At 32.2% G+C, this 20,225-nt stretch carries 13 protein-coding genes; 8 read left to right on the top strand and 5 right to left on the bottom strand.

The window, feature by feature from the left end:
* Window positions 1-1,088 precede the first annotated feature (1,088 nt).
* Window positions 1,089-2,114: a toll/interleukin-1 receptor domain-containing protein gene (locus BKM63_RS20765; RefSeq protein ID WP_071638482.1), complete on the top strand. Its 1,026-nt coding sequence runs from the start codon at window positions 1,089-1,091 to the stop codon at window positions 2,112-2,114.
* Between the two features lie 86 nt (window positions 2,115-2,200).
* Here the strand turns inward: BKM63_RS20765 and BKM63_RS24000 are convergent, their stop codons facing one another.
* A complete protein-coding gene (locus BKM63_RS24000) occupies window positions 2,201-2,374 on the bottom strand; it encodes a DUF3024 domain-containing protein (protein ID WP_242661206.1) in 174 nt (57 codons plus the stop codon).
* A gap of 1,363 nt (window positions 2,375-3,737) precedes the next feature.
* On the opposite strand from BKM63_RS24000, the gene BKM63_RS20755 reads away from it, so the two are divergent.
* Together BKM63_RS20755 and BKM63_RS20750 are read left to right on the top strand one after the other, a co-directional pair.
* Complete coding sequence (locus BKM63_RS20755) at window positions 3,738-5,543, top strand: hypothetical protein (RefSeq protein WP_123907100.1); 1,806 nt, start codon at window positions 3,738-3,740, stop codon at window positions 5,541-5,543.
* On the top strand, window positions 5,536-6,882 hold the full coding sequence (locus BKM63_RS20750; RefSeq protein WP_071638480.1) for a hypothetical protein: 1,347 nt from the start codon (window positions 5,536-5,538) through the stop codon (window positions 6,880-6,882). The genes BKM63_RS20755 and BKM63_RS20750 overlap by 8 nt, the downstream gene beginning before the upstream one ends.
* A gap of 518 nt (window positions 6,883-7,400) precedes the next feature.
* Here the strand turns inward: BKM63_RS20750 and BKM63_RS20745 are convergent.
* Window positions 7,401-8,366: a hypothetical protein gene (locus BKM63_RS20745; RefSeq protein ID WP_071638479.1), complete on the bottom strand. Its 966-nt coding sequence runs from the start codon at window positions 8,364-8,366 to the stop codon at window positions 7,401-7,403.
* 326 nt (window positions 8,367-8,692) lie between these two features.
* Here BKM63_RS20745 and BKM63_RS20740 point away from each other — a divergent pair, with 326 nt between their 5' ends.
* From BKM63_RS20740 to BKM63_RS20730, 3 genes are read left to right on the top strand one after another with little or no spacing between them, the layout of a single operon-like run.
* On the top strand, window positions 8,693-11,203 hold the full coding sequence (locus BKM63_RS20740; RefSeq protein WP_071638478.1) for a DNA cytosine methyltransferase: 2,511 nt from the start codon (window positions 8,693-8,695) through the stop codon (window positions 11,201-11,203).
* 3 nt (window positions 11,204-11,206) lie between these two features.
* Window positions 11,207-12,406, top strand: coding sequence for a hypothetical protein (locus BKM63_RS20735; protein ID WP_071638477.1), 1,200 nt, complete (start codon window positions 11,207-11,209; stop codon window positions 12,404-12,406).
* An 11-nt stretch (window positions 12,407-12,417) separates the two neighbouring features.
* Window positions 12,418-12,798: a hypothetical protein gene (locus tag BKM63_RS20730; RefSeq protein WP_071638476.1), complete on the top strand. Its 381-nt coding sequence runs from the start codon at window positions 12,418-12,420 to the stop codon at window positions 12,796-12,798.
* 47 nt (window positions 12,799-12,845) lie between these two features.
* On the opposite strand, the gene BKM63_RS20725 is transcribed toward BKM63_RS20730, so the two are convergent.
* Window positions 12,846-13,292 carry a very short patch repair endonuclease gene (locus BKM63_RS20725; RefSeq protein WP_071638475.1) on the bottom strand — a complete coding sequence of 149 codons (447 nt, stop codon included), beginning with the start codon at window positions 13,290-13,292 and terminating at the stop codon, window positions 12,846-12,848.
* A gap of 920 nt (window positions 13,293-14,212) precedes the next feature.
* Here BKM63_RS20725 and BKM63_RS20720 point away from each other — a divergent pair.
* Window positions 14,213-15,733, top strand: coding sequence for a MauE/DoxX family redox-associated membrane protein (locus tag BKM63_RS20720; RefSeq protein WP_071638474.1), 1,521 nt, complete (start codon window positions 14,213-14,215; stop codon window positions 15,731-15,733).
* Between the two features lie 97 nt (window positions 15,734-15,830).
* On the top strand, window positions 15,831-16,106 hold the full coding sequence (locus BKM63_RS20715; RefSeq protein WP_071638473.1) for a hypothetical protein: 276 nt from the start codon (window positions 15,831-15,833) through the stop codon (window positions 16,104-16,106).
* A gap of 74 nt (window positions 16,107-16,180) precedes the next feature.
* Here the strand turns inward: BKM63_RS20715 and BKM63_RS20710 are convergent, their stop codons facing one another.
* Window positions 16,181-18,829: a S9 family peptidase gene (locus BKM63_RS20710; protein WP_071638472.1), complete on the bottom strand. Its 2,649-nt coding sequence runs from the start codon at window positions 18,827-18,829 to the stop codon at window positions 16,181-16,183.
* Between the two features lie 11 nt (window positions 18,830-18,840).
* A complete protein-coding gene (locus BKM63_RS20705) occupies window positions 18,841-20,220 on the bottom strand; it encodes a RagB/SusD family nutrient uptake outer membrane protein (RefSeq protein ID WP_071638471.1) in 1,380 nt (459 codons plus the stop codon).
* Window positions 20,221-20,225 lie beyond the last annotated feature (5 nt).

The following is a 20,225-nucleotide window of genomic DNA, read 5'->3' as shown; positions in this document are numbered from 1 at the left end:
TGAATTATACAGTTTCGAACCTACGCTCGTTAAGCTTTATTTTTGCTGGATTTATAGTTTCCAAAAACGCAAAGTGCCACGATTCTGCCACAAAACTTAAAGTGTCTATTTTCAAAATAGATTTAGATGATTTATGGTAAATTTGTTGCGGATGAAGAGGTTCCGCCTGGAATTATTTAGACGCCTAGTAAATACTTGGCTTCATATGTTATCTTAGAGAAGGCAAAGAAAAAAGTGTACCTCGAAATTTTAGTCAATTTCTTGATGTATGTATAGGTTAAAAACGATAAAGATTACAAATATAATACGCTAATTTCAATAGAATTAGAAATCTAAAGTTGATGTATTTCTGTTGACTGATGCGTTTTGAGCTTTTCTTTAAAAAACTATTATGAGTGCTTTTTAGTAATCATATTTGTTATGATGTCAATCTATTTCAGAATTTTTATTTTATGATTCATGGGAATTCTTTGTGAATGCAAAATGTTTTGGTAACCAAATAAAAGCTAGATTTCAATTTATTATAATATTCTTTTCTGATTCTCGCGTAAATGTTTGTATATCCAATTGCAGATGGATCACTAGGAACGGTACAGAAAGTTAAGGCTATTCTCGAAAAGTAAATGTTTTATTTTGCATAACGTTCAAATGCACCAGCTACATAGGGATTGGTTAGAACATGATTTATAACATTTTAAGGAAACTTAATATTTTGGTCGTTGCAAAACACTACGATTCCTTTGACACCAGATTCATACGTTGGTGCTGTAACGTTATATAAAATTTCGTTTTCTGCTCCAATATTGTTTAACCTTTCCACTCTTGCGTTATAATCTACAAAACCACCATTATTATATGCATCTTCAATGATAAAAAAATAGTCTTGGTATTCATCATTTGTCCAACCCTTAGCAAGTACTTCATAATCTTTTTTTGTAAATTTAAAAGAATTATGGTGATATTTGAGATGTGGTTAACTATTGTTACCAACGTTTTTATGTCTATAACTCCCAAAAATAAAGTAAGATTCTATTGAAAATAATCTTACATTAGTAATTTGAAATCAATTTTAAGGTACATATCTAGAAATGGAGGAAAATAGAAAAACTGTATTTATATCTTATTCTTGGGATAATACCGAACATCAGGAATGGGTTTTGAATCTTGCCAAAGATTTAACAGAGAAATATGGTATCATTGTAATATTAGACCAATACCAGCTTAATACTGGTTCGGATTTGCCATATTTTATGGAACAATCTATAGAGAAGGCTGATAAGGTTTTAATAATCCTTACTCCGAATTATAAAACTCGAGCAGAAGAACGTAAAAAAGGCGTTGGTTATGAAAGTACAATGATAACACAGGAGATATTTGAGTCGGATATAACAAAAATAAAGTTTCTTCCAATTTTAAGAATTGGGACTTCAGAAACTAGTTCGCCTAAATTTCTAAAATCAAAAGTTTATCAAAATATGGTGGATGATAAGAAATATTTTGAGGAACTACTTAAACTGGCAAAGTTAATTTATGACCATCCAATAATTGAAAGACCGAAATTAGGAGCAATCCCAGACTTCAATGAACCATCGAATGACCCAATAATTGACAGGGCAAATGAATTGTTAAATAAAAAAAAAATTAATCAGGAATTAAATAAGCTTATTGATTCATTTGATGGTGCTGTGATTTTAAGGAATGAATTGGAATTTTTTCATAAAATAGTCGATGAGAAGGTAAAACTATATAAGAATTCTACAGAGTTGAACTTTGCTTATGAATCAAATGATATTTCTTTTGCGGTTATAAGGTGTGAGAAGTTTTCCATAACTTTTCAGTTGGGAATTAAGTCCCCAGATTCTGCTGAAGGAGCATACTTTGAAGAACGACGCTTAGATGGTATTGTAAGTAGTTATTATAATCGTTTTTATGTAACTAATAAACAGCCAGAATTACTTGAACTAATTGAATACAATTTTGATTTAGATTACCCTCAAAAGGTTGTTTGGAAATGTGATAAACTTAAATTTTCTACTACTGAAATAGTTGAGAAAGCGTTTGTATTTTTGCTGGAGGAAGTTAGTAAAGAAATTAGCAAAGGTTTTAGAAAATAGTTTATATATAGTATTATAAATATCATTAACATACTGGATTTGTAGCTAATAAGTGGAGACTTTTTTGTCGCGATTCCAGTTCTTGTTTAGCCCCTAAAACAACGATGCTTATCTTCTTGAATGATTTTCACAAGATCTTTCAGGTTGTTTACCTTTTCAGCTGGTCTGTAAATATGCCATTTCATATCAGACTTAAACCAATATATTTTCCATTTGTTCTCGGTTTTCACAAATGTTGCTTTTGCTGCATTTAACTCCATTTTTTGGCTTGGATTGTCCCAAAAAGGACGAATCTCAAAACAATAATGCTTTGATTTTCTATTTTATAGTTGATGTCCACTTTGTTTCTGACTTCCTCGGGCGGACGTGAATTTATCAGGTAGCCTTCCATTACTTCAATAATTTCAATCTCGTTTCAAATTCTAGTGCCATAATTTTCCGTTTTTAAGATTCTGCTTTGTAAAAGTATCATCTTATTTTTTATATTCGGCTTTATTTTCCTTTTTTGCGGCACACCGATTAGCAGCCTGACTATTTTATAAAAGCCATAAAATGGAATTGCAGCTAAAAAGCGGATTTTAATTTATTATAATGCTCTTTTATTATTCTCCAGTATATGTTTGCATATACAGTTAGTTAGTTAGTTAGTTAGTTAGTTAGTTAGTTAGTTAGCTAGTTAGTTAGTTAGTTAGTTAGTTAGTTTTTCTTTTTCCGCTAGATTTTTTTATTTGATTTTGGATGGTGAGGGGAACGCTGGGAGAAAAGCGGGGTGTGTCTAAAGGGTTAGATTTATAAAAAGAGGTATTTGTCTTCATACCAAAATAGTACTTGTTTACGGAAAACCGTAAAGTTTAAATGGAAGCTTTCTTTATGTTTGCCAGAAAGCTAACTGTTAGACCATGATAAATATATCTTTTTACATTGTATTCTTTTTTTCGGCTTTAACGTCCAATGCACAGAAAAGCAAACTGGTGTTCAAACTGCAGTAGAGGCCATATAGAAAAGGGTAGAAATAACAAATGAAATGAAAATTATGCGGTAATTGAATTTAAAAAAAGATACTTTTATAAAGCATTTTGCAGTTGTATATGTATCATATGAACAAAGAGTTCAATTAGTTTTTTTAGGCGAATTTGCATGTTGTAAATTATCGGGTACTGATTGGGAAAAAACATTAGAGAAAATTATCTAACAATTGATGATTATAACGTAATTATAAGTGCCAAATGATTAGATATAAAAACTGAAACTGTACCTTAATAAATATGCTGATAAGATTATTAATAAAACAATAAATGATAATGAATTGTATGGCAGAAAGCTTATAGATAAAGGTCAATTTAGTTTATTGTTTAAACATGATAATATTTTTTTTTTTGTGAGAGGAAATATGGATTATTTGTATCCAATAGGTTTTATTCAAAGTAAAATAATTAGAAATAATTATCCGGTAGCATATAATAAACATGACAAGGGCATTTATCCATTTCTTACTATACCTGTATCAACGAGCTTACAAAAGTTATGAAAATTTAAATAAAGTATAAAAAAATATCAAAAAAATTAATGCACCAATTATTAATAGATTACATAAATAAATACACTGTCATAACAGCGGACGGCATGAATAGCGAAAGAAAAGAAGCATTAAAAAACTTCTATGTTTCAAATCATGGCATTGGTATTCATACTATACTGATTAAGTTAAAAGATCGGACGGATCCTAGAACTTTAGCTACACCAAGATTACTGGGCTTACTTAATGACAGTATAGAATTAACTGAGGTAGGTCTATTGTTTACAAAACAATGTTATGATAAAAAGAGAATACTTTTAAATCAATATAAAAAATGGCATTTCCCAAATAACGTCAATTTCAAAGGTGACTCTTCAAATTTCAATATATTTCCCTACTGGATTATATTAGAATTTTTAGTGCTAGCTAATAAAAAAGGAATTATTCAAATCACGGCAAAAGAATTCATGGCTTTTGTTTCGATTATTAGGGATAGAGACGATATAAATTATCATCTAAGCACTTTAGATTTTATTCGAAAAAACTCATCAGAGGAGAAGCCCTTTTATGATCACATACCAGATAAAGACAACTTTTTTCAGAGATTTTCTAAAAGTGGCTTTCATGAATTATTAGGAGACTGTCTGGAATATATCAGTTATGATAATTCTACTGCTACAATTTTTCTGAACAATACGGATTTAGAGTTTCTAATTAATGAAATAAATTATTTTTACAAAACTTATGATATTTTTAAAAATCATAAAAATGATACAGATTATCTAAAATTCCTGAGAAATAATACAATTGACAATACTTTTAATATTTTACCTATGGCGAATAGTTTTTCATCTGATTTATATGGCACTGTAGCAGCAACATTAAAAAATGAATACAAATATTTAAACGTTTTATTAAAAGGTGTTCCAGGAACAGGTAAAAGTAGAGAGTTTGAAGAAATAATCAATAACGAAATATTTGCCTTAAAATCTGGCGAAGTTGAGGATACATGCTTAACAATTGAAAAATTAAAAAATAAGAATGTAATCAGAATCAATGTTCATTCAGGTTTAAATAACTCTGAACTAATGCAGGGAATTGGCGTTATCTCAACGGATACTAATGAAATAAAATACTATGAAAAGAGAGGTATAGTACTGAAGCATATTGCGAAAGCGATTCTTAATCCCAGTTTACCATATGTCATAATTTTAGAAGAGGTACAAGAAAACAACTTAAACAGACTGATTGGGGATTTGATATTTTTAATTGAATCAAATAGAAGAGTTGTATTTTCTGAAGACTTTTTAGATAAATTAGACAGTGAGATTGATTTTGGATTTGTTTCTGATTTAGTTCTTGAAAAAGCTAATGACAATAAAGTAATTTTACCAAGTTTAGTAGAAGACAGTCAAGACGTCTACATGTGTATTCCTAAAAATTTATATTTTTTTTGCACATCAAATTATAGAGATGATAAAAAAATAATGGAAGATAATTTATTGAGACGATTTGAAGTTGTTGATATTTTTCCAGATTTTAACGCAATCAAGTCAGAAAAAGTTCAACAATATTTTAGATTACTAAATGAAAGTATCCTTGTAGAGTTCATTAAAAATTACGAATTGCATCCAGACAGATTTTTAATTGGCCATGCAATTTGGATTGATGTATCAGATAGTGCTACTTTTTGCCAAGCTTTAAATAAAGTATTAGTTGATTTTAAAGACCTCAAAGAAATTGATTGGAATATTTTTAAAAATATATTAATTTCTTCTGATTTAGCTGTAGATTATATTAGATCATATCAAGAATTAACAAGTGAATTACAAAACTTTTATTTTAGAGGGAATGCATTGGCAAATTCTGAACTTATAAAATCTATCGAAAATATTTTTAAAGGTGATGATTAAATTTACAGAAGAAAATAAATCATATAATTCTTTAGCAATAATTGAAACTTATTTTTTTTACGAAAATGAAGATTTAACCAATTTTTTTTACAGTGAAATTAAGAGTGTCAATAATTTTATTATTGCAGAAATTACAAAAAATCAGTATAGTAATAAGATAGGTTTTTATCAATTTTTAGGAGACAAAAATAAATATATTAAAATATATATTTTGCCTAAAACTGTTTCTGTTAGCACTTATTCGAATAAAGAAGATTTGACAGCTTTATTTAATAATTATTTTAAGGAATATTTACGGCTTAAAAAAAAATACCATAACTATAAAGGATATAAAGAGGTTAAAGACAATATATTAGATGTAGATTTAATTAACGCTTCTAATATTGAAGAATATTTAGTTAAGAAATATCGCAGGTCATTAGTTGAAATAATTAATTTTTTTAAAAAGCATAATAAAGAAATCATAATTAGAAATGATTTTTATTCACAAGACATATCAAGTGCCATCGATATTAAAAAGAATATTATTGAAATCAATAAAAGTAAAATTCATCAGAATGAAAATATTGTCATAAATTATTCTAAAATTGCAGAAATTACTTTAGGTTCAATAAAGCTATTTTCTAATTTTAAAGTTCCATTTTTTGACAATTCCAAAATAGGTTATGAAGTAAAAACTTTAAATAGTATTTTAAAAAAAGCAATTAAAAATAGGTATATATACAATCAAAATAATACCTCTCGTGCTAAAATATATAAATCATTAAATAGCAAAATTTTTAATAAAAGTTCAAAATTAGTATATCTTAAAAATAATTTACTTTTTCTTTTAGGTTGGGAATCCGATAATTCAAAGATAAAAATTAATGATATAGATTCACTTTGGTTTTCAACTGACTATATGTATGAATTATGTGTGCTTGAGTATCTAGAAAATCTAAAAGCAGCAGTACCTATAAATTTACTTCCTAAGTCAGGCAAAGATTATAATATTATGATTGATGGCGAGATTCATGGAAATATTAAAAGCATTCCAGATTTTATTGTTGAAACTGAAGATACAATATATATAATTGATGCTAAATGGAAAATTATCTATAATATAAACAGCGTTAGCTTTATGGATATTCTAAAAGCAAATAGGGATTTAATTGTCCATAATAAAAACTCTAAGAAAATTAAAATTATTATTTTTTATCCTTTAATCCATCTTGAAAAAATAATTTATTCTGGTAAAGAAATTACTTATGATTATGATCAAAGTCCTATATTTAGAATGAAAGAATTGCAGTTATTTGACGGGAGTAATATATCAATTGATAACTATGAGTGGATGTAAGGGGAAAGCAACTAATAGGTTAGCTATTTTCCAAGCAACCATCGTACTGTTCCAAATTAAAAAGCCTTTAAATGTCGATGTTTAAAGGCTTTTTATCTTCAAAAGTCGCTTTTTTGGACTTATCTTGCTCAAGAAAAGGTTCCTCTTTGAATTATTAAAAACGCTAGTAAATAGTAGTCTTAATATGTTATTTAAAAAATCTGAACTAAAAAAAAGTGTACATCAAAATGTTAACAAATTTCATTGAAATAATATTGCCTGAAAAAGACCAAAACGATAAGCTTTATCGACTATTTTTTATGTTCTAAAGTATTACATTTCTGTATAGATTTTAATGAATACATAAATTTTTCTAAAATAAGAGTTTATATAGTAAAAGTGAGGCTGAATTAAGGATTAAATTGATGGATGAGTATTTTCAATTTTGTGAAGTGAAAGTCTGGATATTTATCCTATTATGATGAAATCACTTGTAGGAGGATAGATAATTCGGGTTCTGCTTGCAATCTATTATTTTATTAGGTTACAGGTATATGCATTAATTTGCAGTAATCTTCCATTTCGGTATCATTAATAAAATAATTATCGCAAAATTCGCTTAGTTCTTTTTCAGCACCTGAAATGTATTTTTCGCTTGCGGTCATTAATTTTTCAGTTTGATCAATAAACTTTTCGAATTCTTTATTCATTTTACATAACTTATCTATTGTTTTAAAATCTAGGTCACGAAAAGTTGACTGGTGAAGAACTTTACTTTTGTACGGATTGGAATTTAGCTCAATAATTCCAATTCCAAAAGATTGACTTAATCTAGCCATTTCCTCATTTAAGCTGTCGCTAAATTCAAAAGCAACAAGATAACCATAGTTTGCCCAGCTTGAATTTGAAACCGCTTGAAAAAATGCTTTTTTTAATTCACTGTCGCTATTGATTTCCCTTTTTAATTCATAAGAACTTAACTTAAAAGTATCAACTCGATTTATAGATTTTAAAAAATTCTGGCTAACTTTTGTTTGTAAATTTAAAAATTTAATGCCAACCATGTCTGGATGAGTCCAAATTTGATTGCTGTCCTTGCCATTAGATTGTTCATGAAATATAGTTTTGGAATATGTATCAGTATTTTTTAAATAACTACTTAAAAGTTTATGTAAATCTCTTTCTTCATATGATTTTGATCTACTTGTTTTATTGGGAAGTACTGATTGGACTTCTACTTCACCACTTAAAATTTCAATACCTATATTTTGCTCATTTTTGGTTAAATAATAAAAATAATTTCCTCCATCTCGTTTAATGCGTTTTATTCTGGTATCGCCATTACGAATGAAGTCGCCAAGAATGGCGGAAATTGTTGAACCTGGAGTTTTTGCATTAGCAAAATCATAATAATTTTTTTCGATTATATGATTAAGAACTGCTGAATAATTTGTTACGGCATTCAGTTCGTCTAAGCTTTTTAAGATGGCTTCCTTTAGTGTCATATGGCTTTCAGGATCGGTTTTAATAAAATGATTGTTATGTTAATTTCAAAATTTTAGATAAATAGTGCTTTTATTGTGCGAAAAATACAAATTTAAAAGCACACATTTTTAAAAGATATGGCTAATAATTGAAGTTTCTACATCTTTTCCGCAATATTAAGTTGTAAATTTAAGAAGTTTGGAAGTTAATTGCGATTTTAGAAATTAGTTCAGATATTATGTTGGCGTATTTATTGATTTTTACTAATTAAAAAAGCTTAAAGAACTAGTAATTTAAGACCAGAAATTCTGTATTTTTTTGTAGTTTTGGCATTTAAATAAGATAAATGAAATTAAAGAAACCATTAACATATATAAGTTTATTCAGCAGTGCTGGAGTGGGGTGTTATGGCTTCAAATTGGAAGGTTTTCGCTGTGTAGCAACTGTTGAAATATTAGAAAAAAGACTTGATATACAGCGTTATAATTCAAAATGTGAATACGAAAGCGGTTATATTAGTGACGACATTATAACAAAAAATGCTAAAAATAAAATTTATTCAGAACTTCTGAAATGGAACATTAGCGAAAAAGCGGAAGAACTTGATGTTTTGATTGCCACGCCTCCATGCCAAGGAATGTCGGTAGCGAATCATAAGAAGGGAGACGAGTTAAATAGGAATTCGTTAGTGATAGAATCAATTTTACTTACGAAAGAAATAAAACCTAAATTTTTTGTCTTTGAAAATGTTAGAGCGTTTTTGAATACAATTTGTACCGATATTGATGGAAGTGATAAAAGTATAAAAGAAGCTATTGAATTGAATTTAGCAGGTCAGTATCATATTCATTATCAGGTAATCAATTTTAAGGATTTTGGTAATCCTTCAAGTAGAACGCGTACTTTAGTTATTGGAACAAGAAAGGATTTGAAAGAAGTTACTCCGTTTGATATTTTTCCAAATCTATCTAAGGAGAGAAAACTCAAAGAGATAATTGGTAAGCTTCCAAGTTTAAAAATTATGGGCGAAATATCAGAAGAAGATATTTACCATAATTTTAAAAAATACAGTCCAGCTATGCGTAATTGGATTTGTAATATTGGAGAGGGTGAATCCGCATTTGATAATGCTGATCCTGACAGAGTACCTCACAAGATTGTTGATGGCTCTGTTGTTTATAATGTCAATAAAAACGGTGATAAATATAAAAGACAATTATGGAACAAGGTTGCACCTTGTATTCACACTAGAAATGATATATTATCTAGTCAAAATACTGTTCATCCAGTTGATGATAGGGTTTTTAGTATTCGCGAAGTTATGTTAATGATGTCAGTTCCCGAAAGTTTTAAGTGGACTCAAAAATCCTTGGATGAATTAAACAAACTATCAGTTGAAGATAAAATCAAATTCCTGAAAAAGGAAGAAATGAATATTCGTCATTGTCTAGGAGAGGCCGTTCCAACAATCATTTTTCAGCAAATAGCAAAAAAAGCTAAGAATTATTTACTTAATGAAAACTTCAATGAGCAGAGTATTAAAAGGATAATTGAAGAAAATGAATTAGAAGTGGTCGAAAATTTGAATTCGTTCATCGAAACAAATAGTCTTAAATTTCCCTATTCCATTCTTTCTAAAATTGCAGAACTATCAAATACCGCTAGAACAGAAAACTCGGCGTATTATACTAGTCAGGATATATGCTATTCTGTAATTAAAGATTTGCCTGAAGCCAAGGAATTTAAAACTTTAAGAATCCTAGAACCGTCTATTGGCGTTGGAAATTTTTTACCGCTTTTAATCGAAAAATATAAAACTGTAAATAAGGTAGCGATTGATGTAGTTGATATTGATGTGAATTCTATTAATACATTAAAATTATTGTTGAAAAAGTTAGAAGTACCAAAGAATGTTTCAATAAATATTATCAATTTTGATTTTCTACTGTTTAATTTTGAAAAGAAGTACGATATTGTCGTAGGAAATCCTCCATACAAAAAGATTACAAAAGATAAATCACTATTGTCATCTTATAAAAAAGGAATTTACAATACTGATACCAATAATATATTTTCTTTTTTCATAGAAAAGTCTTTAAAATTAGGTAGTGTTGTAGCACTTATAGTTCCGAAAAGTTTGATTAACTCTCCAGAATTTAATAAAACGAGAGATTTACTGGAAAGTTTAAAAGTTAGAAAGATTACAGATTATGGGGAAAAAGGATTTAAAGGAGTAAAAATTGAAACAATAAGTTTTGTGGTTCATGCTCAGAAAAAGTCTATAAATAATGTTATTGAAATTGAGTCATATATAACAAAAGAAATAAGTATTAAAGATCAAGATTATATCTTTTCAAAAGATTTTCCTTATTGGTTAATATATAGAAATGAAATGTTTGATACTATATCAAACAAGATGAAATTTAACATTTTTAATGCTTATAGGGACAGACAAATAACAAAAAAGATTACAGCTGACAATGGGAATATCAGAGTTTTAAAATCTAGAAATATTGCATCTAATAAAACTATAAATATAGAAAATTATGATTCGTATACTGATAATATCGACAACTTGGATGTGAAAAAATTCATGAATAATGAAACAGCTGTTTTAGTACCTAACTTAACGTATAATCCAAGAGCGTGTTTTTTGCCGAAAAACGCTATTGTTGATGGTTCTGTGGCAATTCTAACATTGAGAAATGGAAGTCGTCCAGTAAATGAAAAAGATTTAGAATATTTTGGAACTGAAGAATTCAGTAGGTTTTATGCAGTTGCACGAAACTATGGGACACGGTCTTTAAATATTGATAATAATTCAGTTTTTTTCTTCGGACTTTTAAAAGACATGTGATAAATGGTAGAACTACAAAATTTGCTTGAAACAATAAATTACGACATAAGGATAAAGCAAGATGCTAGATTTATGGATCAAAAATGTACGCCAGATGTGGTGTGTATTATTGCAGATTGCGTTATTAATTTAAGAGAAAGTGATCCTAGTAAGGAATTTGTAGTTCAAGATATTTGGGATTCGCAGTATTTTATAAAAAATGTTAAGGCTATTTTCAACAAGCCTTCTGCTACAAATCCCACGACTAAAAGTGAATATGATAAATTTATTCAACAACCCTTGAGGCTTTTAGCCTACGCTGGAGTTTTGAATATCCAAAAAAGAGGTACTAAAAATTTTTATAAAATTGAGAACTTACATGTATTGGAATATATTTCTTTAAAAGATAGGAATGCGTATAATTTTTTATACAAATATTTTTTAAAGGTTTTATCAGATAGTGGATTATTGAAATTTTTTGAAGAATACAGAGACAAGTATGAGAATGGTCTTTTGTTGCAAAACGACTTTGAAGAATTACAAAGTCGTTTTATTAAGTTTATTATTGGCAATACAGCAATAAACGGAGAAATTGAAATTAGAAGGATATTTCCTAAGATTTTAAATGTGTTTGCTTGCGAAAATAATTTGCCAGGCTCTATTAAGGGTAGAATGTCAGTTAACCAATTTTATTATACTGACCTAATGTATAATCGTAAAAACTGGCGTGATTTATCTAAAGATAAAACTTTGTCTCGACAAGAAGCTTTAGATGAAAGCGAGCAAAATATCATAGAAGGTACAGCATTTAATGCATATTTGGTTCAGAAAGCAATTGGGCAAATAAAAAAAATGTATTTTGATAGCGAAGTTAAAGATCAGTGGAGTAATGGAGATGCAACACAGGTTCATCATATTTTTCCTAAAAGCAAATTTCCTTTGCTGGCTCATTACCTTGAGAACTTGATAAAATTAACAGCAACTCAGCACTACACGAAAGCTCATCCTAACAATAAGACAGATTCTATCAACGTAGATTATCAGCTTGTTTGTTTATTGGCGAAATCTGATAGTATAGAGAAATCGTTATTAAAAAATGAAGTTTACTATAGAAAGGAGTCGTTTATATATTGTATCAATACTGGATTAAATACGGAGTTGAACTATGATTTAACTTTTAGACAGATCAAACAAGAATTAGCAAAAATTTATAATGATAATTAAAAGAAAAAAAAATGTATAAACAATACTTTGGAAAAAGACGAAGAATGAGATTTGATTCTCAAATTGAATATTATGAGACATTGGGGTTTCTAGCAAAATCTGATGGTTCGATTTCATTGGTATGGGAGAATAATGAACTACAGGGGGCTTGGGGAAGTGAGGGAAGAATTCATTGTCATTCCAATTTAATAAAATTTACCCCTCCTTTAAGGAGAAAATTTACAAAAGGTAGAGCTAAGAGAGTGCTTCATAGAATAAATTGCAATGAATTTGTTGCAGATTTAGTAAATACACATGGATTTGTAATGGGGTCAGCTCAAAATACAGCACTTATTAAATCTACAATTCCGCCACAATTTCATGCCGATTTCGATAGAGGCTTAGCGATATAAAAGTTGAATTGACAATGCAAAAAAAAATAACTGATTAGCAATTTACACTAGTTTTTTGGACAACTTATTTGTTTAAGTTTTTTTGTTTCGTCTATTTCTTTCTTTATGACTAAAATGCAGTCATTTAAGTTCTTTTTTATAAACTTACTCCAAAATCTAATAACTTTCCAGCCGTTGCTTATTAAATAATTATTGACATTTTTATCTCTTGCAATGTTGCGCTCAATTTTAGTTATCCAGAATTCCCGATTGGTTTGAATTTTTTTCTTGGCGACCTCCCAATCGTAACCATGAAAAAACTCTCCATCAACAAATATTGCAATTTTGTATTTTTTAAAAGTTATGTCTGGTGTTCCGTAAACTGAGCGATTGTTTTTTCTATATCTTAAACCGCTGTTCCATAATGCTTTTGCAAGAAGTACTTCTTCTTTTGTATCCTTGCTTTTAATTGCACGCATAATTTTACTTCTTATTTCTTTTGAAAACTTATCCATAAAAAAGAGTCAAATTTATTTAATAAAAATACAATATCTAAGTTAACAATTTATCCTCATCATTAATTTCAAATTTAGTTTTTGCACTACAGTTAAATTTCTTTTAAACTATGTTGTTTTTTTATGACTATGTTTTTTCAATACATACTTTTTGTCTCAGAATTCCAATAATTTTAATGTTCTGTTTTGTTCTTATATTTATGATATAATCGGACTCGCATTAATTTTCTTGAACATTTTTTTTATATAATGTTTTGTTCAGGATTACACAATCTGATATTAATTATTTACTAACGACTGAACTGTAAGTCGCGGATACAATGGTTCCGGATTCTTTTTGAAACAATCAGCTTATTATAAGGGATTGGTTAGAACCACAAAAATAGCATCTGTAAAAAAGTGTACTTCAATTTAGTAGGCTGGAAAAACTTGATTAAAATCTAAAAATCTACATAGTAGAAACTCCTAAGATCTATTTATTAAAAGCTGTCTCTTAATATTTTATTTCAGAGTAATTTTGTTGTTTTCATTCCAAACGAATAAAAAGGGCAGCCCAGATAGCGCCACTTGCCTGCTAAGTGCACATAACGGACGATCCTTATTGGCGGGCGTTTAATTTATGCCTCGATTTTGCGGTTAAGGGGTTTACTTTTTGCATAGTGCAGAATTGAGCTTGTTTCAGATTCAGATACAGGCGGCTGTGACTGTCTGTATCTTCACTGCCTGCTGCGTTGCAGATCTTACTGATTTACAGTGTGTTTTTCTTTCAGATAGGTTTTAATTGTAAAAAGCCTGATTTGGAAAAATTTATCCCTGATTTGGATATTTCTTTTATAAAAAGACTGATATACATTTGTTTAAAATTCTTATTAATGTTGACAGTGGTCAAAGAAAATATAACATTATAAACATCTTAAACCATGAAAAATCAGGTTCCCCACCAAAGAATTATTCTCGAATGCATTACTCTTTCTTTTGTACTCCTGTATGTATATGCAGCAATGAGTAAACTATTGGATTTTGAGAATTTTAAGGTGCAGCTTGGACAGTCCCCTTTGTTAAGTGCTCATGCAGCCTGGATTGTATATGCGGTTCCGATAACAGAGTTTCTAATAGCGGGCTTTTTAATAATTCCGCGATTGCGCACGACTGCCTTAAAAGCATCAATGGCCTTGATGACGATGTTTACCGCTTACATCTTCATAGTACTTCACTATAGTTCTTTTGTTCCCTGTTCCTGCGGCGGCATACTGGAGAAAATGAGCTGGAATGTCCATCTGGTTTTTAATATTGTGCTGATGATTTTAGCAGCAGCAGCCATACTTCTTGATGAAAAACTTAAAGAAAACGAAAGTTTTAAAGAAAGTTACAGAAAGGTTCTTATATGGATTCCAGCTATTATTGTTGCAGGAACTGCAGTTGTGAGTTTTTTATTTGTTTCCTCAGAGCGTCTTATGCATTACGAGAATCCTTTTATAAGACGCTATCCGCGTCATGCCGCTGTACTGCGCAGCCAGCTGGATTTAAAATATAATTCGTATTATTTTGCGGGCAGGAGCGAAGGGCGTATCTATCTGGGAAATTCTACCGCCCCCCTGCAGTTGCTTTCCATAGATGAAAACTTAAAAAATAAAAAGATAGATCGAATTAAATCCGCTCCTAAAGATATTTTATTTCAAAGGGCAATGGTAAGTGTTCAGGATAAATACTTCTATTTAAAAGATGGCACTGTACCGGCTGTATTTAGAGGCAGTGCAGCAGACTGGATTATTACCAATAAATTCAGCGGACTGCCGTATTTTGATCAGGCTGAGCCAATAGACAGTATCAGGATGGTATTGAGATCAAACAAAGGAGAGGATCTGGCTAATATTCTGGGGCTATTTGACAATGAAAAGACCCGTAAAATAAAATACAACCCGCAATTGCTCCAGAAACAGGTTGACGGTATATTTGATACTGATGGAAAACTTCTATATGACAATAATACCAAAAAAATAAGCTATGTCTATTTTTACCGCAATGAGTTTATTACTGCGGATAATCACGCAGAATTAATCCAGCGGGGAAACACCATAGATACTACTACACGTGCAAAAGTAAAAGTGTCTTATCTGGAAAATCATACCGTAAGAAAAATGTCTGCGCCGCCTTATGTTGTTAATGCAAATGCAGCTGTATGCCGCAATCTGCTGTTTATTCATTCCAAAATTAAAGGAAAATATCAGGATGAGAAAGTATGGAGCCAGTCATTCGTAATTGATGTTTATGATCTGAATAAACAGACCTATCTGCTGAGTTTTCCAATTTATAATATCAGGGATCAGAAGCTGAAGACATTTTTAGTCACAAAGGATTGTCTGTATGCTGTTATTGGCAGCACTCTAGTCTTATATGACCTAAAACCTATTATTAAAAAAGAGATTAAAGACGCTCATTAAAAAGCAGTCTTAAAAATATACTGGCCGGTATCAGGAAAAAAAAGATCGAATACCTGTAGAAAAAAGTAGATCAGAGTTTAATTTAATATTTATTATTATGAAAACGCAGTTTTTAAAAAATGCAGTGCCGTTTGGAGTTATTGCACTTGCCCTTTCAGGTGCTTTTGCAACTACTTCTATGCAGAAAGCATCAGCCGTTTTTCCCCAGCCGGGATTTCAGTTGGATGCAATGGGAAATTGTGGCGATACTCCAGTATCCTGTGATACCCAGGATAATGACATTGTCTGCCGAGTTAATGATTTGACAGGACCTCAGGCTTGGGGTAAAAACACAAGCGGGGAATGTGTAATCAAATTGTATCGTCCAGAGTAACAAATTGAATTAGTAACCCCATAATGATGCCGTTCCAATTGGAACGGCATTTACTTGTTTGTAATTAAAATGATTTAGGAAGTGCCTTTTGCAATCCAGTCTGCATTTTTATTTTCTTTGAGATAGTAGTCAAACCACTGCAGCAGCCTTCTGCAGAGATCTTCCTGATTTGCAGGATTTAAAAGTGTATGATCTTCACCGGGATACTGCAGAAAGATACACTTTTTACCCAGCCTGCGCAGTGCCAGATAATACTCCATGCTTTGATTGGGATTAACCTGCGTATCTTCTTTACCGCACCACAACAGTAGCGGAATCTTTAAATTTGTGACAGATTCCAAAGGCGAATTACGGTCAAAGTCTGATCTGTGGCTGAAGGGGGTTTTACTGCCCATGCGCCAGCCTCCATGAGTAAAACGCCACATGTCTGGTCTTCTCATGTTAACTCCAAAGGTAAGAAACCTGCTAGTTAGATCAACAATGGCGCCGCTGGCCACAGCGGTGGCAAACAGGTTAGTGTGATTAATTATAAATGAAGACTCATAGCCGCCGAAAGAATGTCCCATCAAAGCGATCTTATCGGGGTCTGCGATACCCAGCTCAATAATTTTGTTTGTCCCAGAAGTGACGCAGTCCAGTGCAGACGGCCCCGCATTTTCATTTTCATGAATAATATCCGGCTTGAATACTGCATAGCCTTCAGCAGTGAAAACCGCCGGATTAAATCCAGGTTCATTGTGAAGGGTCGGGTTACTGTAATAATGAAGAGTGTGCGACTGGATTTCATAGATGTAGACTATCATAGGATATTTTTTCTGCGGATCATAACCAGCAGGATAGTACAAAACGCCTTTTAGGTCCTGTTTTTTGGAATTTTGAAAACGAACAAGCCTGCTGGTTCCCCAATTAAAGTTTTTTTGCTGCGGGTTGCTCTCAATAATTGTGATGTTTTCACGCGAGGGGGTTTTCATAATGATGCGGGGCGGCAGATCAAATCTTTGCTCCATACAGAAAAAAGTATTGGACTTACTGTTAGAGCTGAATTTATCAAAGAATGCATCCCCATAAAACAAAGGTTTTTCAGCACTATTTTTATTCCAGCGCCAATAACCGGTTTTTCCGTCATCTCCGGCCGCACTCAGATATAATTCGCGGTCCAGGTTATAGGTGCCGTTCAAAGGAGAGCCATATAATAATCTTTTATTTCTTGGTAATTCACTCGGCAGTCTGTATTTGATTTTGGCCTCTCTGCCTCGGGTAAGTCTTTTTGATGAACTGCCGTCTGGTTTTACGGCCCAGATATCAAACTCATCATACAGCAGAATTTCTTTGTCGCCTATGCTCCAGCCTGGATTTCCGAAGGGCTGGTCAGATTCTAGTAAATGCACTTTTCCATAAAATGGAACTCCTGATTTTTCGGTAACATTAGTGTGGATTCTGCGTTTTATGTCATAAACAAACCAGTCTTTATTCTTAAAATAGGAGATGTATTTTCCCTCGGGAGAACTGTACATTCCACTAAATGAAGCCGACATTCTTTTTAGAAAAAGCTCTTTTTTTCCTGTAGTAAGATTCATGATGTAATAATCTCTGGGGCCCTCAAAATCGAACTGCGGTTCATACTGCTTAGGGTCAGAAAGCACAGCATAGCGCAGGTCTGCAGTGAGCATTCCTGCCGACAGTTCTTCTGTGGTGATCCGGGTTAGGGTGCCTTTCTCAGGTTCCCACAGTACTAATTTAGGAGTGCTCTCAAACCTGCCGAATTCCTTTTCCTGCGTATATACCCATTTATCATTGGTATTCCAAATTTCTACTTTAGAATCCTGGGCAGAGACAGCAGATGAATTATTTTTGCGCACTGCAAAAAAAACACTTTTCAGATCATTGGAAATAGTTACAGGAAAAAGCGGAGCATCAGCAATTGCTGTTTTTTGGGTTTGATCTGAATAATTGTCAGGATTAAATGAGAACAATTTATCATTTTTGAGAGTGTAAAAATGTAAAGCTTCAGCATTGCCTGTATTAGACTTACTGAAAAATGCAACTGCTTTGCTTTCCTTTTGCCAGGTTAAAGAACTAAAAACGCTAGTTTGGTTTTCTGCAATACATTTTGATGCATTTACTGCGAAGAGGTTAGTTAAGAACACTGCATTTTTTCCCTGCTCAGAAGTCGAATAGATGAGTTTTAACCCATCGGGTGCTAAAGCAAAGCCAGAGGTGTTTTTAAATGCAGTTTTTTTATCTCCAAGAGGCTTCTTAATCAAAAGCGTGCTGGTGAGGTCTGCTTCTTTAATGTTTGCAATAAGCAGATTAGCGGCGACAGAGTAGGTGTAGTCAGTAATGTGGGGAATAATTTCTTTTTTCCCTGTCTTTGGATCCAGTACATGTAAACCGCTTTTATCTGTGCAGACAAATAAATTGTCTGCTGTGAAAATTGATTTTGTGGCAGCTGGGAATGTATAGCGCATGCTTTTGTAAATGTTGGAAACATATAAAGTGTCTGCTCCGTTTTCATACTGCACAGCATAACTCAGCCATTCTCCGTTGGGAGAATTCTGATCGGGTTTTAAGTATCCCCAGAGTTTGTAGTCATCAGCGGTAAGTTTTCTTTTTTGCACCTCCTGTCCCGAAACGGGACAGGTTACTAATGGCAAAATAAAAAAAATGAGAGACAAAGTTCTAAAGCGGGTAATTCGGTATCGGTTTATATCAGTAAAATTCATATTTATCTATTTTAGTATCCGGGATTTTGGGGCAGCAGATTTGGATTAGTGCCTAATTCATTCTGAGGGAGCGGAAAAAGTCTGTCTTCGGTGTTCCATCCTGTCTTTACGTTTCCCAGGGCTTCATTAAGCTGATTGAAGCGCTTAAGGTCAAAAAAGCGATGGCCGTGTTCTGTGAAAAGTTCCCATCTTCTTTCCTTAAGTACGGCCTCCAAAAGTGTTTCCTTGGAGACTGCTTCGGTATCCTGAAGTCCGGCGCGTGACCGTATTTTGTTTAAATCTTCTTTTGAGCCGATAAGATCACCCTGCTGTGCTCTGGCTTCTGCGCGGATGAGGTACTGTTCGGCAAGCCTAAGCACAACAGAGTATTCTTTAGAAACCGCTGTATTGGAACGCTCTTTGTACTTAAAAGCATGATACCAGGTTTCATTTTCTTTACTAATGGCGTTGATCCATTTTGATTTTCTCCTGTCCTGCGTTGAAAAGGAATTAACCAGCACCGAATTAAGTGCTGTGGATCCGGGAGGACCTGCCGTAAAAATAAATGTTGTGCCTTCGTTTGTATTCTGTCCGGCCGCCGCCGATTCAAACTGCCATATGGTTTCTTTTGAATTGATTAAAAAAACTTTATCAAGGTCTGCTTCCAGTGTGTAAAGTCCGGTATTATTTAACAGGGCAGATGCTTCGTTTGCTGCTTCGGGATAGGATTTGTTATACAGGTATACCCTGGCAAGCAGTGCTCTGCATACCAATTTGTTTACGCGGCTCCTGGCTGAGCTGCTGTAGGTCTGCGGCAACATTGAACCGGCGGTTTGAAGCTCAGCAATAATGTTTTGGTAGATAACAGCCTGAGGAGTTTTAACCGCTGTATTGTTCTGTTTGTAATCGGTGGTTCTAACATAGGGCACATCCCCAAAAATATTAGTCAGATAAAAATGCACTGCAGCCCTAAGAAACAGTGCTTCCCCCAGTAGCTGCTTTTTATTTTCAGGTGTTAATCCGCTGCTTTTTTCAAGTCCTTCAATCAATGCATTAGCGGCATAAATCTGATTATAGGAAGCGTTCCATAAGCCGGAGATGACAGCCGAGCCGGGCAGCAGCGCATTATTGTAAAACGGCATGCCTGCATTTGCAGGAGTTCCATAGGCTGTTATCTCATCGGTATAGCAGCCTAAGGTATTGGAAAGTCCTGTATTGACCCCGGCGAGCATTCCTGTATCGCGAAGTTTGGCGTAAATATTCATTAAGGCTGCATTTGCCGTTTCATAGTTCTCAAAAACAGAACTGCTTGTGAGCTGTGATTTGGGAAGATCAGTTTCCACGAACGAATCACAGGCGGTGATTATCGTAAAGAGAATCAGAAATGGAAGTGGTTTATTAAATAGTTTCATTTTTT

Source organism: Flavobacterium johnsoniae (assembly GCF_001879205.1).
In the GTDB taxonomy this organism is placed as follows: Bacteria; Bacteroidota; Bacteroidia; order Flavobacteriales; family Flavobacteriaceae; genus Flavobacterium; species Flavobacterium johnsoniae_A.
This window is presented reverse-complemented; position numbering and strand designations above follow the sequence as displayed.

Bases quoted from the DNA above. Each gene is read 5' to 3' on its own strand.
- BKM63_RS20715 (WP_071638473.1), top strand. From the start codon at position 15,831: ATGAAAACGCAGTTTTTAAAAAATGCAGTGCCGTTTGGAGTTATTGCA.
- BKM63_RS20725 (WP_071638475.1), bottom strand. From the start codon at position 13,292: ATGGATAAGTTTTCAAAAGAAATAAGAAGTAAAATTATGCGTGCAATT.
- BKM63_RS20730 (WP_071638476.1), top strand. From the start codon at position 12,418: ATGTATAAACAATACTTTGGAAAAAGACGAAGAATGAGATTTGATTCT.
- BKM63_RS20745 (WP_071638479.1), bottom strand. From the start codon at position 8,366: ATGACACTAAAGGAAGCCATCTTAAAAAGCTTAGACGAACTGAATGCC.
- BKM63_RS20710 (WP_071638472.1), bottom strand. From the start codon at position 18,829: ATGAATTTTACTGATATAAACCGATACCGAATTACCCGCTTTAGAACT.
- BKM63_RS20720 (WP_071638474.1), top strand. From the start codon at position 14,213: ATGAAAAATCAGGTTCCCCACCAAAGAATTATTCTCGAATGCATTACT.
- BKM63_RS20765 (WP_071638482.1), top strand. From the start codon at position 1,089: ATGGAGGAAAATAGAAAAACTGTATTTATATCTTATTCTTGGGATAAT.
- BKM63_RS20750 (WP_071638480.1), top strand. From the start codon at position 5,536: ATGATTAAATTTACAGAAGAAAATAAATCATATAATTCTTTAGCAATA.
- BKM63_RS24000 (WP_242661206.1), bottom strand. From the start codon at position 2,374: ATGGAGTTAAATGCAGCAAAAGCAACATTTGTGAAAACCGAGAACAAA.
- BKM63_RS20705 (WP_071638471.1), bottom strand. From the start codon at position 20,220: ATGAAACTATTTAATAAACCACTTCCATTTCTGATTCTCTTTACGATA.
- BKM63_RS20740 (WP_071638478.1), top strand. From the start codon at position 8,693: ATGAAATTAAAGAAACCATTAACATATATAAGTTTATTCAGCAGTGCT.
- BKM63_RS20755 (WP_123907100.1), top strand. From the start codon at position 3,738: ATGAATAGCGAAAGAAAAGAAGCATTAAAAAACTTCTATGTTTCAAAT.
- BKM63_RS20735 (WP_071638477.1), top strand. From the start codon at position 11,207: ATGGTAGAACTACAAAATTTGCTTGAAACAATAAATTACGACATAAGG.